Source organism: Wolbachia endosymbiont (group A) of Therophilus tumidulus (assembly GCF_964277345.1).
Taxonomy (GTDB): Bacteria; Pseudomonadota; Alphaproteobacteria; order Rickettsiales; family Anaplasmataceae; genus Wolbachia; species Wolbachia pipientis.
The window spans coordinates 684,903-697,820 of sequence record NZ_OZ195515.1; the positions used below are offsets into that span (position 1 = coordinate 684,903).

The window sequence follows — 12,918 nt, forward strand, 5'->3', positions numbered from 1 at the left end:
GTGCGATATAAGCCATGCTATATTTAAATGTGTAGGCATTTCATGCGTTGTCCTTCACTTGTTCTGCTTGATAGCCATCACTACTTTCGCCTACATTAACATTAGAATATTCATCATCATCAATATACTCTTTCAGAACATACCCTCTGCCCCAAACGGTTTCTATGTGGCTTTTTCCATCATTTGCACTTTCAAGTTTCTTACGTAATTTGCACATAAAAACATCAACTATCTTGTTATCTGAAGGTTCATCCAAGCCATTGTAAAGATGATTTAAGAACATTTCTTTTGTTAGTACTGTTCCTTTACGCAGTGCTAGCAATTCTATCATAGAATACTCTTTATTAGTAAGGTGAACCGTTTTACCTTTTACCTCAACAACCCTGTGATCAAAATTGATATTTATATTACCAATCTTTATCACCGATTCAGGATGGCCTTTAGTACGACGCACTATGGCCTTAATTCGAGCTAATAACTCGCTTTTATGAAATGGCTTGGTTAAGTAATCATCGGCACCATACCCGAGTCCTTTAGCTTTGTGATTGACAGCGGATATGCATGAAAGTATTAAGACAGGAACTTTGATTTTTGCACTTCTTAGTCTTAACAATATATCATATCCGTCAATATCACCAGGTAAGTGTATATCTAAAATAACTAGGTCATAGTAATCTCCGTTTGAGGAAACCATATTATTGTTATAATCTTGTGCAGAAGTAACAACGTCACAGAAGTGTCCATCAGAAGTTAAGGCGTTAACTACAGTCTTTGCACTTACTTGATCATCTTCAATTAATAATATACGCATATTTTACACCCCATAAATAATTTATAATTTTAGTAATATATATAACTAAGGAAAGTAATAAATCAAATTTTTATTAACAAATGATCAAAATTACACTTATTAATTAATAGTAAATATATTGTTCCAAAGTTATATAAATAGATCTAAAATATAATAGACATACCATGATAGTAATAATATTTTTAGTAAATATTGAATTAAAGTTACTATTATTAAAAGAATACTTCGGTTAATAAATATTTAACTATTCTATATGTCTGTGTTATATTTTTAATTTACTTATCCTACTATTTTAAAGTATAAGTAATATTTTCAGGAATATTGTGTGGCAATATCAATTTTAGGTGCTGGTGCATGGGGTACAGCAATCGCAATTTCATTAGGTAGTAAGAAAGATGTGATTTTGTGGACTCACAATGAAACTACATTTGAATCAATCAACGGGAAAAGAGAAAGTGACAAGCTACCCGGTTGTCGAATTTCTGATAATGTGTCAGTAAAATTGGCTATTGAAGACATAATTAATGCTTCAGTAACAATCCTCGCTGTTCCCACTCAGTCTCTGAGGAAGGTATGTCAGCAATTGCATAATTGTAATCTGAAAAAAGATGTAGCAATAATTTTAGCTTGTAAGGGAATAGAAAAGTCTACATTAAAATTACCTAGTGAAATAGTAAATGAAATTTTACCTAACAATCCTATTGCTATTTTTTCAGGTCCTAGCTTTGCTGTAGAAGTTGCAAGAAAATTACCCTATTCAATGGTTCTTGCATGCCAAAATAACACATTAGGTTCAAAGCTAGTATCAGAGCTGCAACAAGAAAATGTTAAATTGGAGTTTAGTAACGACATTATAGGAGTACAGATTTGTGCAGCGTTAAAGAACGTTTTTGCTATAGCGTGTGGGATTGTTCTAGGTAGTAAACTTGGGTTTAATGCTCATGCAGCATTGATTACGAAAAGTATGAGCGAAATTAAGGCTTTATACTCAGCAAAAATTGGTGACGGTAGTGTGGATATAAATACACTACTTGGGCCAGCATGTCTGGGTGACCTAATTATGACATGCACATCCTTGAATTCAAGAAACTTATCTTTTGGGTTTAAAATAGGTAATAGTGACAATGGCTTTAATGTTCAGCAGATTTTGTCAGAAGGCAAGTCAGTGATTGAAGGTTTTAGCACTGCTGAGTCCATATTTAATTTAGCAGGAAAGCTAAAGATAAAAATGCCTATATGTGAAGCGGTCTATAGATTATTGTATGAAAGCGCCTCTATAGAGGATACTCTTTCTGTTCTTATAAGTTAATTTTGTATTTGGATATATTGTGAAATTTTTATATAAATTAATATCAACGTGGTGGCTGTCTGGAACAGTAAAAAAAATGCCAGGTACTGTGGGTAGTTTGGCTTCTTTTCCGCTTGTTCCTGTAATCCTGAGCAACAAAATTTTAGGTGCAGCAATTATTTCTTTTTTATTCTTAATTGGATTATGGTCTACAGGTAATTATATAAAACATTACAAGACTTCATGTGATCCAAAAGAGGTAGTAATTGACGAAGTGGTTGGTCAATTGCTGACGATACTTTTAGTTTCGATATTGTTAAGCCAAGAGATGAATTGTTCTTCATTGTTGTTGTGCTTTTTTTCTTTTAGGTTTTTTGATATAATAAAAACGTGGCCTATAAATTTAATCGATAAAAATACCAAAGGTCCTTTAGGTATTATGCTAGATGACGTTATAGCTGCAATTTTAGCCTGTGTTCTTATAGGAGCCTTTTATTGTTTATTGTTGGTGTATGCAGGATAAAAAAATTTATTATTCAAGCTTAATTGTTCAAAATCTAAAGGATTATATACTGTACACAGCGAATTTATCTGAGTGGGAAGTACACGATGAATTTGATAACATCATATTTACAATAAATGGTACCAGGGAGTCATTATTTAATTTTGTGTTCTGTGGAGATCAATGTACCGAGCTTTCTATACAAAAAACTCTAGATTATCTCAGAACAAGAGATATAGAAGCAACATGGGTAATAAATTCACATATGAAAATAAGAGATATTTTAGAAAAGTGTGAAATAAAACACGTTAGCACACCAAAAAAAGCTTTACTTAATATGAAAAATTACTTTTTACCTGCTGATGTTATTCCAAACTTGAGGTTAAATGCTGTGAATGGTAGCAACCTCTTAGAACAGTTAGATCTACACACTTCTAAAATTTTTTATCATGGCGTTGGAATTGTCAGCACATTTTTTCGCGGATTATCAAATTATGATGATAAGAACTCAAGATTAAGATTTTTTCTTGTAACACTAAATAATGAAATTATTGGGACATGCGGTCTTTATGTTCAAGATAGCGTAGCTGGTTTTTATAGTGATGGAGTTTTACCAATTTACAGGAATCGTGGAATAGGTACCCAAATGGTTTTAGAAAGAATAAAGATAGCTAAACAGCTTGAATGCAAATATATAGTAGCACATTGTATGAAATCTTCTGTGAACCTTTATAAGAGATTGGGCTTTCAAATGTTAGGCAATCTTTACTTATATACCTCTTCAGCATAATTCTGAGCGGTTACAAATTTTTACATTTGTTTTAAAAGTGCTATGTTTTTTTTGTATGAAGTGGTTTTAATATTGATTCTAATATTATTCTTTCTCTCTTATTCTAAATTAAAAATTAGTAATAAGATTAAGAACTTACAGCATCAAAATGTTATCATAAATAATTTAATTGATACTGTGAATGATGGGTTTTATATTTGGGATGCAAAAAAACGTATAGAAAAGTTCTCTCCCAATTTACTAATTTTGCTTAATACTGTTTTTTACTCATTTAATGAGTTTGTGAATTTTTTTGAGCAATCAGAAAGCTTAATCAAAAATTTTGTTGAGGCAAAGGAAATAAATAAATCTTTTACTCTAGATTTAAAGTCAAAAGACAGTGAGGTTTATTGCATATGTTACGGTAGAAGCATAATAGATGATTCTAACAATGTGATAGGTGTGCTGTTATGGATAAGGAATGTCTCAGACTGTAAGATAAAGGCTAACGGACTTGAGTTAGAAAATAGTAAGCTTACACAGGAAGTGGAGAGCTATAAAAACGTTTTCAACTCTTTACCATTTCCAATACTAAGATATAACAAGAGTAGAAAGGTGGAATTTTATAACTTGTTTTATGATAAATATGTAGATGGTTCTAAGAAATTTGCTATTACCGGTAGCGCTCATAGCACAAAACCAGGAAGACATGTCATAACTTATAAGAACGAACCTAAGGTTTTCGATTTTGTTAAAATTCCAATACAAGGTTCTGGTAGCATAGTAATGTATGGGAAAGATGTTAGTGATGCAGAGAAATTATATACTGAATTAAACAGTTATTTAGCTACACAGAAAAATTTGCTTGAGAGGTTACCGGTTGCTATAGTAATATATAGTAAGAATCAAAAGCTAAAATTTTATAATAATGCTTTTATAAAAACCTTTCAATTTGACCCAAAATTTTTGGCATCTTACCCAACTTATCACGAAGTTATGCTTTACCTCTTCGAATCTAAAAAGCTTTTAGAAAAAGAGGATTTTCAAACTATTAGTAACCAAAGACATGAGTTGTTCAAAAAATTATTTGAATCGTACGATGATACGATGCACTTCACAAACGGAAAAGCGTTCAGGGTATTAACAATACCCTACGCTTCGGAAGGTTTGCTGTTCTCTTACGAAGAATGCAAAAGATAATACTTAAACTCCTTCTCTCTCTACCATGAGCTGTTTTACTTTCGCTATTGCTCTTGCTGGATTAAGTCCTTTAGGACAAGTTTTTGTGCAATTCATTATTGTATGACAACGATACAACTTGAATGGGTCGTTTAAAACATCAAGTCTTTCACCTGTCTTATTATCACGGCTGTCAGCAATCCATCTGTAAGCTTGTAATAGTATTGCTGGTCCTAAAAATTTATCACTATTCCACCAGTAGCTTGGGCAACCAGTCGAACAGCAAGCACATAATATACAGTCGGACAAGCCATCTAATTTTTTTCTATCTTCAGAAGATTGAGAGTATTCTTTATTTGGTAGGGCAGGCTTATCTGCTTGTAACCAAGGTTTAATTGATTTGTATTGCTCATAAAATTGGCTCAAATCCGAGACTAGGTCCTTTATTACATACATGTGAGGTAATGGATATATTTTTACGTCACCTTTTATATCATGTATAGATCTAGTACATGCAAGAGTATTGGTTCCGTCAATATTCATGGCACAAGATCCACATATGCCTTCTCTACAAGAACGTCTGAAAGTTAAAGTCGAATCTATTTCATCCTTTATTTTTATTAATGCATCAAGTACCATAGGGCCACAACTATCCATATCAATAAAAAATGTGTCTATTCTAGGGTTTTTCTCGTCATCAGCAGACCAACGGTAAATTTGAAATCTTCTGATGTTTTTTGCTCTAGCAGGAATAGGATAAATTTTGCCCTTTTGATTAATTTTAGAATTCTTTGGCAAAGAAAACTGAACCATATCACTTACCTTTTATTGTTTATAGCTAAAACCCTTTGTAGATAACATATTTTATTATCATCTACTATATTTTTATTAAATTCCTTTTAAATCGCACACATATTGTAGCCAAGCGAAGCTAAAATCTCTCTTTCTAGATTTTTCATTATAATTTCTTCATCTTTTTTTTGGTGATCATAACCAAGTAAATGCAGTAATCCATGCACTAACATGTGTGCAATGTGAGCAAGAATGGGTATATAATACTCATGCGATTCTCTTTTTATTGTGTCTATTGAAATTGCTATGTCTCCTAAATCGCACTCATTAGACAATTGTTCATACGGAAATGATAGTACGTTAGTTGGCTTATCCATTTCTCTAAATTTTAAATTAAGTTGATGTAGCAAGTCATCATCAGCCAGAGCTATTGATATATTTGGTTTATAGTGGTCTATTTTTAATTCTTTTAGAGAAGCATTGATGACACCTAATACAAAATTTTTAGGATTTTCTATAATGCTGCACCATTTCTTGTCAAGAATATTTACTTCTAACATGAGTGACACATCAGTAAGGGTGTCATGCAAATAGCTGACACTGGAATCCAAAAAAGAAGAGTTATAGACCCTTGTGTCATGTACACAACTGTACGAATATTGTACACTAGAAGGATGTCATCCCAGTGTCTAGGCACTGGGATCCAGGAATTTTGATTAGACATCAAGTTAGTGAATATAAAAGTAGCTAATCTTATATTAAAACACAACGGCTTTAATGTGGTTGCATTAAGGCTGGATTCCAGTGTCAAGCACTGGAATGACACCTTTGTGTTTGATGCAAAATCGGCTATAACGTTTAATGCACTGCCTTCGAGACAAATATTCATACAGCTGTGCGTTGTGTGCTGAGATGACATCATTTAGGAACTGAAATGACAGGTATTACACATCACTCATCCTTATTATTTCATTCCATTCAATTTCCGAAACTGGGGCAATTGATAAACGTGGTTGTTTTAATATAGTCATATTTTTCAAAAGTGGGTTTTGTTTTATATTATTTAACGTTACTTGGTTATTTAAAGGTTTCAAAAACTTTACATTCACTAATCCGAACTTGGGATCATTAACATGATAATACTCTTTAAATACTTCAACGATTCCAAGTATTGCTTTCTCTTTACCTGTATGATAAAAAAACGCAAGATCGCTTGCTTTCATAATTTTCATGTAATTTTGAGCTTGATAATTGCGCACACCATCCCACTCAACTACCTGCTCCTTTTCCATTTTTTGCCATGAGTATTCACTTGGCTCTGACTTAAGTAGCCAAAATTGCATTATTTTTTTCTTCTTAAGTAAGCTGGTATATCATAGATATTGCTGCCCCACTTAGCTCCTTCGCTTACCTGTTCAGCTGGTTTTGTTTCCAGTGTTTTGTCTTGTGTACTTTCACTTTGACTATATGGCCACTTAAATTTCTCTTTCTCTGAGTCTTCGCTCTGACTTATAGGTGAAGTTTCTGATTTATTATTGCGACCATCAATGCCAGTTGCAAGAACAGAAACTCTAACTCTTCCCTCCATCGCTTGATCAAAAGTAGCACCAAATATTATATTTGCATTTTCATCTACTTCTTCACGCACTCTATTGGCTGCAGCATCAACTTCAAACAGAGTCATATCTCCGCCACCAGTAATGTTAATTAATATTCCTTGCGCACCTTTCATTGATACATTGTCAAGCAATGGATTGGATATTGCAGCTTCTGCAGCACTAATTGCTCTATCTTCTCCTTCTGCCTCTCCGGTGCCAATCATCGCTTTGCCCATCTCGCTCATTACTGTTTCTATATCAGCGAAGTCAAGATTAATAAGCCCTGGCATGACCATCAAGTCAGTTACTCCTCTGATGCCAATATGCAGAACATTGTCAGCAAGTTTAAATGCATCAGAAAATGTAGTTTTTTCATTTGCAATTCTAAATAAATTCTGATTTGGAATGACAATAAGTGTATCCACGTATTTTTGCAGTTCTTCAAGTCCAAGCTCTGCAATGCGCATACGGCGCACACCTTCAAAACCGAACGGTTTAGTTACAACTCCAACAGTCAATATCTTTTTTTCTTTTGGCGCTCTATCCTTAACTGCGGCTCTTGCTTCTCTGGCTGCTTTTGCAATTACCGGTGCAGCACCGGTTCCAGTACCACCGCCCATTCCTGCTGTGATGAAAAGCATATGACTATCTTTTATATGCTCCATAATCTCATCAATTGATTCTTCTGCTGCACCTTTGCCAACATCAGGCAAAGCACCAGCACCAAGACCCTTAGTTAAATTAATGCCAAGCTGAATTTTTTTATCACATAACGACTTTTCTAGTGCTTGAGCGTCGGTATTTGCGACAACAAAATTCACTCCTTGCAAATTAGATTGGATCATGTTATTCACAGCATTTCCACCAGCACCACCCACTCCCACAACGGTAATCCTTGGGTGTAATATAGGTAACTCCGGCAGACTAAGATCAATAGACATTTAAATTACTCAAATTTAGCGAATTCACTTGATAATAAGTTACTGCTTTTTTAATAATATGCAAATACTTTTCACTTCTATAGGCGTAAACAGTAAACGGGATTTACTTATTCTTAATAACATTTAAAATAACAGATAATAACTTTATATTTTTAGAAGGTATCATTCTACTGATGCAAAAAAATAGAAAATGTTTATAAAAAGGGACAGAGACTATCCCTTTTTATTCTGTTTAAGCTACTTTATTATGCTTTTGCTGGTACCAATCCAACTGCTACCGCAACATCATTCAAGGATGTTGATACATCACTAACAATAAATTTTAGCTTATCATTATCAATTTTAGGCTTATCACCATCTTTTTCACAGACCTTAAGAATCTCTTCTTTCACTGCATCAATTTGATTTGCCTTACTACTATTCTTATATGCATACACAGGTGCAGCTATTAAAGCCGCCACCGCAGCAACAACTATCAAACTAGCAACTAGCGGATGAGCAACTGCAAATGTAGACATTGCAGTAATAGCAGGACTAACGAGTGTTGCAGCTTTTGTTCCAACTGTACCAACGAAAGCCGCATAAGCTGGGCTCAAAAAATAAGCAGCTGTAAGCGAAATTGCTGCTGCAATTGCTACAAAAGTCGCGGCCGTTTTGTATGGATTTTCTTTTACAAGATTCCAACCTTGCACAGGAACTTCTTTAGTTGCTGACCAAAGGCCCTCTTGACTATATTTCTGTTTTATTACTTCAATTCTTGCCATAACTCTACTCCTTAAATAGAATATTAAAATTTCATTAAGAATAATATATAGTAAAAAAAAGCTGCCTGTCAAGTAATTTAATTTATTAGTATAATCTGATTCTGTAATTCAGCGCTTCAGCAATGTGTGCTCTTTTTACTTCTTCACTTTTTGCAAGATCTGCAATAGTTCTTGCAACTTTTAATACGCGTGTGTAGCCTCGATTGGAAATGTAATTTTCTTTCAGTACGTATTTTAGCAATTCTAACCCTGCCTGATCTGGTTCAGTAAATTTATTAAATGCTTCACCGCTTACTTCTGAATTGCAACGAATATTTAATTCACTATAGCGCTCAGTTTGAACTTTTCTTGCTGCTATCACTCTTTCTCTTATAATTTTAGTACTTTCTCCCTCCACAGAGATTTCAGGAGAGAGTATGCTAACGTTTGGCATTTCAATGCATATGTCTATTCTATCAAGCAATGGGCCTGATATTTTGTTTTTGTAATCTGTGCCACACTTTGGAGCTTTGTTGCACGATCTGCTTGCATCACCTAAATAACCGCACCTGCAAGGGTTCATTGCAGCTATCAGTTGAAAATTGGCAGGGTAGGTTATGTGAGCATTTGCCCTTGCAACGGTAACTTTTCTATCTTCAAGTGGTTGGCGCAGAGAATCAAGCACAAGTCTTGGAAATTCAGGTAGCTCATCAAGAAATAACACGCCATTGTGAGCCATGGTAATTTCTCCAGGTTTTGCATTCTTTCCTCCCCCTATCATCGCTGGCATAGAGCATGAATGATGAGGTTCACGAAAGGGACGAGTTACTTTGAATATTTCATTACCAGTTTTTGTTATGCTGGAAATAATATTAACATCAATCATCTCCTGTTCGGTTAAATCAGGCAGCAACCCTATAAAGCGTTTAGCAAGCATTGATTTTCCAGTACCAGGAGGGCCAACAAGAAGCATATTATGCCCACCTGCTGCTGCAATTTCAGCTGCTCTTTTTGCAACAACTTGGCCTTTGATATCCTTCATATCGGGAACCAATCTTTTTTCTTTGGGTGCATCACTATAATTAAAAATTACTGGCTGAATTAATTGCTCACCCTTAAAGTGTCTGATAATATCAGTTAATTTCTCTATAGCCAGAATTGAAACATTCTTCACCCATACAGCTTCTACACCATTTCCTCTCGGGCAAATTACTCCTTTATTGTCCTTTTTTGCATTAATTGCTGTTGGCAGCACACCTGAAACTGGAATAACTCTGCTATCAAGAGCCAGTTCACCCATGATTATATAAGACTGAACTTTTTCAACTGGTATCACATTCATTACAACAAGTAGTCCAATAGCAATAGCCAAGTCATAATGACTGCCTTCTTTCAGCAAATCCGCAGGGGAGAGATTAACTGTAATTCTTTTTGGAGGTAGTAGTAGATTGATTGAATTTAACGCTGCTCTGATGCGCTCTCTGGATTCTGCAACAGTTTTATCCGGCAAGCCAACAATATTAAAAGCTGGAATACCATTTGCCATATGAATTTGTGCATTGACATTTACTGTGCTAATTCCCTGAAGCGCAATGGTATTTATATTTGCAATCATAATATATTATATAAAATTGTTAATACAATATATTAAAGAAGCGATGAAGTAAAGGCTACAGCAATTAAAGATGGCTTAACTTAGCAAAAAAGTGTAGTATTCTATCACTTTGCTGATTACAAATGTTTATAAGGATAATCACTTTTTTCTTACTATATTCAAGTACGGCTTTTTGTAGTGATTGTAATTTTAATTTACCATACTGTGGGCTCAGTTGTAATCTAGATCTATCATATAGAAATTTAAGTAATATAAAAAAATTATTGAATAACGACGATAAGTTTGTTGCGCTTACGTTTGATGATGGACCGTCTAACAATAGAGTAAACGATATTATTAATGTTCTGGAAAGCTATGAAGCAAAAGCAACATTTTTTGTGCTTGGTGAACGTATAAATGAAAAAACGTCTGAAATAGTAAAGAAAATTCATGAATCAGGTCATGAGTTAGGCAATCACTCTTGGTCGCATAGGAAGTTGACATCACTTTCAAGTGAGGAACAATTGCAAGAATTGGAAAAGACAAATACAGCAATTAAAAATGCAATAAAACAAGATGTAAAATGGTTTCGTCCGCCATATGGATGTTATGACGATAATCTGATTGAAAATACTGATCAATTAAATATGTATTCAATATTATGGACAGTTGATTCGCTAGATTGGCAAGGTGATAAGCCAGAAACTTTAGTTGAAAGAGTTTTAAGTAATGTACATAATGGAGCAGTTATACTGTTTCATGATCACAATAACAGGTCAAACACAATTGAAGCTTTACCTCATATTATTAAAATACTAAAAAAATCAGGTTATAAGTTTGTGACCTTAAGTGAGTGGGAAAAAAGGGTTTGTAATACGGTAAAAGCCAGAAGTGTAACAATAAAAGAGGGGAAAAAAGTGCGTTTTGAAGGAATGTTATGTGGACAAAAAACAAAGTCTTTAACCGCAGAGCATTCATATTAGGTGGTATTCAGCTTACCATTTCTGCGGTTTTTAGTTGCAGGTTATATAATTTACAAATACGAAACAGACAAAAGTACGAAGCACTATCTAATAGTAATAGAATAAGAGTTGCTACTATTATGCCTAAGCGGGGCAAAATTTTAGATAGGAATAGCATTGAACTTGCGATGAACAAAATTTCGTATGTTGTTTTGTTTGATGGTTCTGGTAAGGAAGTTGATTTGCAGACATTATCAGAAGTCGAGTCTAAAATAGCAAAATCGTCAGAAAAAATAACTGCTCTTTATAAACGTTATTACCCGTTTGGTTCAATGTGTTCTCATGTAATCGGATATACAAAAAGACAGCAAGGCATAAGCGAAGTAGGAATCAGCGGTATTGAATATACATATGATCATATATTGAAAGGCAAGTCAGGAAAATCTGAGCAGGAAATAAATTCTAAAAAACGCGTCATAAAAGAATTATCAAGCATACCACAACAAGACGGACAAGATGTACAACTGACAATTGATATTAATCTGCAAGAGAAAACCGCAGAGGTATTTAAAGATCACCAAGGCTCCGCAGTGGTAATTGATGTAAATAATGGAGAAATTTTAGCATTATATAATTCACCTTCTTACGATAATAATCTTTTTGCTAGCAGGCTATCAAATGAGACTTGGGAGAGCTTGAATGCTCCTTCATTGCCGCTCGTGAATCGTGCGTTATCATATCAAATTCCACCTGGTTCAATATTTAAAGTAATAGTTGCGCTTGCGGGTCTAAAAGACGGGATAATAACACCAGAAGAGAAATTCTCGTGCAAGGGCTATATGAAAATAGGTGAGCGGAAATTTCGTTGTCTGAAAAGCAAAGTCCATGGGTATGTATCTTTAAATGAGGCAATGGCATTATCATGCAACACTTACTTTTATAATATAGGGAAAAAAATAAGTGTAGACTCTCTAGTAGAAATGGCCAGAAAATTTGGTATTGGAAGTGGGCCACTGATTGGAACGTTTAAAGAAGAAGCTCCAGGGTTGTTGCCAGATAGAGATTGGCGTACACGAAAGCTATATTCGCAGTGGTATTTAGGTGACACTATCAACTTAGTTATAGGACAAGGGTATATGCTTACAACACCACTACAGCTTGCAGTTCTTGCAGCGAGGATTGCAACAGGAAAAGAGGTAATTCCCCGCATTAAGATGAATGAAACGATACAAGATTTTCCCGATATTGATGTGGATTGTGAGCATCTTAGCATAGTTCGAAAAGCTATGTTTGATGTGGTGAATTCTAAAACTGGAACCTATAAGAAAGGGCTAAGCGGTATACAAATTGCTGGCAAAACCGGTACACCAGAGATAAACTCTAAGGGTGAAAGTCATAAGTTATTTATCGCTTATGGCCCTTACCATAACCCGCGCTATGCAATCTCTGTGTTTATAGAACACGGCAAAGCCCCACGCCAAGATGTTGCAATTGCTAATGAGATATTTCAGTATATGCTTGAAACTATGAGTATTAAACTTCTTGCATAACCATATAACAAACTTTTATTGGGAATAGAAACGAAAAAACTTACTTGACACCCTTCGCCAGCGCCCTTATCATGATAGTGAAGCTATTGTATTTGCTTTCGCCAATCTGCAGATTAAAAGGTAAGGATTACTTAATGTATCGGCGTCTTATGTTCAATTTTTTGCAGTATATAGATACTGTATGTCTTT

15 protein-coding genes are annotated in these 12,918 nt (G+C 34.4%); 8 read left to right on the forward strand and 7 right to left on the reverse strand.

Translation table 11 applies throughout. The annotated features are described in order from the left end of the window. Nucleotides 1-40 precede the first annotated feature (40 nt). Nucleotides 41-811, reverse strand: coding sequence for a response regulator transcription factor (locus tag ACICQD_RS03720; RefSeq protein ID WP_010962797.1), 771 nt, complete (start codon nt 809-811; stop codon nt 41-43). Between the two features lie 325 nt (nt 812-1,136). On the opposite strand from ACICQD_RS03720, the gene ACICQD_RS03725 reads away from it, so the two are divergent. Genes ACICQD_RS03725 through ACICQD_RS03740 form a run of 4 tightly spaced genes read left to right on the forward strand, consistent with a single transcriptional unit; the run spans nt 1,137 to nt 4,570 of the window. Then, nucleotides 1,137-2,120 carry an NAD(P)H-dependent glycerol-3-phosphate dehydrogenase gene (locus ACICQD_RS03725; protein ID WP_010962796.1) on the forward strand — a complete coding sequence of 328 codons (984 nt, stop codon included), beginning with the start codon at nt 1,137-1,139 and terminating at the stop codon, nt 2,118-2,120. Between the two features lie 19 nt (nt 2,121-2,139). After that, nucleotides 2,140-2,622, forward strand: coding sequence for a phosphatidylglycerophosphatase A (locus tag ACICQD_RS03730; RefSeq protein WP_006279290.1), 483 nt, complete (start codon nt 2,140-2,142; stop codon nt 2,620-2,622). Continuing rightward, on the forward strand, nt 2,612-3,391 hold the full coding sequence (locus ACICQD_RS03735) for a GNAT family N-acetyltransferase (protein ID WP_006280097.1): 780 nt from the start codon (nt 2,612-2,614) through the stop codon (nt 3,389-3,391). The genes ACICQD_RS03730 and ACICQD_RS03735 overlap by 11 nt, the downstream gene beginning before the upstream one ends. A 42-nt stretch (nt 3,392-3,433) precedes the next feature. Continuing rightward, the gene (locus ACICQD_RS03740) at nt 3,434-4,570 is read left to right on the forward strand and encodes a hypothetical protein (RefSeq protein ID WP_010962793.1); all 1,137 of its coding nucleotides are present in this window, start codon (nt 3,434-3,436) and stop codon (nt 4,568-4,570) included. A 3-nt stretch (nt 4,571-4,573) separates the two neighbouring features. Here the strand turns inward: ACICQD_RS03740 and ACICQD_RS03745 are convergent, their stop codons facing one another. Further along, the gene (locus ACICQD_RS03745) at nt 4,574-5,362 is read right to left on the reverse strand and encodes a succinate dehydrogenase iron-sulfur subunit (RefSeq protein WP_010082472.1); all 789 of its coding nucleotides are present in this window, start codon (nt 5,360-5,362) and stop codon (nt 4,574-4,576) included. Between the two features lie 86 nt (nt 5,363-5,448). Beyond that, on the reverse strand, nt 5,449-5,901 hold the full coding sequence (gene ybeY / locus ACICQD_RS03750) for an rRNA maturation RNase YbeY (RefSeq protein WP_010082473.1): 453 nt from the start codon (nt 5,899-5,901) through the stop codon (nt 5,449-5,451). Between the two features lie 24 nt (nt 5,902-5,925). Between ybeY and ACICQD_RS07455 the strand changes: the two genes are divergently transcribed. Together ACICQD_RS07455 and ACICQD_RS03760 are read left to right on the forward strand one after the other, a co-directional pair. Continuing rightward, nucleotides 5,926-6,057: a hypothetical protein gene (locus tag ACICQD_RS07455; RefSeq protein ID WP_255322244.1), complete on the forward strand. Its 132-nt coding sequence runs from the start codon at nt 5,926-5,928 to the stop codon at nt 6,055-6,057. Nucleotides 6,058-6,072: 15 nt separating this feature from the next. Next, the gene (locus ACICQD_RS03760) at nt 6,073-6,252 is read left to right on the forward strand and encodes a hypothetical protein (protein WP_022626337.1); all 180 of its coding nucleotides are present in this window, start codon (nt 6,073-6,075) and stop codon (nt 6,250-6,252) included. 33 nt (nt 6,253-6,285) lie between these two features. Here the strand turns inward: ACICQD_RS03760 and ACICQD_RS03765 are convergent, their stop codons facing one another. The 4 genes from ACICQD_RS03765 to ACICQD_RS03780 form a co-directional block, all read right to left on the reverse strand. Continuing rightward, complete coding sequence (locus ACICQD_RS03765) at nt 6,286-6,684, reverse strand: EVE domain-containing protein (protein WP_007549395.1); 399 nt, start codon at nt 6,682-6,684, stop codon at nt 6,286-6,288. Further along, nucleotides 6,684-7,880, reverse strand: coding sequence for a cell division protein FtsZ (gene ftsZ / locus ACICQD_RS03770; protein ID WP_010962790.1), 1,197 nt, complete (start codon nt 7,878-7,880; stop codon nt 6,684-6,686). The genes ACICQD_RS03765 and ftsZ overlap by 1 nt, the downstream gene beginning before the upstream one ends. 245 nt (nt 7,881-8,125) lie before the next feature. Next, on the reverse strand, nt 8,126-8,644 hold the full coding sequence (locus ACICQD_RS03775; protein WP_246165607.1) for a hypothetical protein: 519 nt from the start codon (nt 8,642-8,644) through the stop codon (nt 8,126-8,128). A gap of 85 nt (nt 8,645-8,729) precedes the next feature. After that, the gene (locus ACICQD_RS03780; RefSeq protein ID WP_395461606.1) at nt 8,730-10,238 is read right to left on the reverse strand and encodes a YifB family Mg chelatase-like AAA ATPase; all 1,509 of its coding nucleotides are present in this window, start codon (nt 10,236-10,238) and stop codon (nt 8,730-8,732) included. Between the two features lie 122 nt (nt 10,239-10,360). On the opposite strand from ACICQD_RS03780, the gene ACICQD_RS03785 reads away from it, so the two are divergent. After that, the gene (locus tag ACICQD_RS03785; RefSeq protein ID WP_264706004.1) at nt 10,361-11,200 is read left to right on the forward strand and encodes a polysaccharide deacetylase family protein; all 840 of its coding nucleotides are present in this window, start codon (nt 10,361-10,363) and stop codon (nt 11,198-11,200) included. Further along, nucleotides 11,155-12,729 carry a penicillin-binding transpeptidase domain-containing protein gene (locus ACICQD_RS03790; protein WP_209472678.1) on the forward strand — a complete coding sequence of 525 codons (1,575 nt, stop codon included), beginning with the start codon at nt 11,155-11,157 and terminating at the stop codon, nt 12,727-12,729. The genes ACICQD_RS03785 and ACICQD_RS03790 overlap by 46 nt, the downstream gene beginning before the upstream one ends. Nucleotides 12,730-12,918 lie beyond the last annotated feature (189 nt).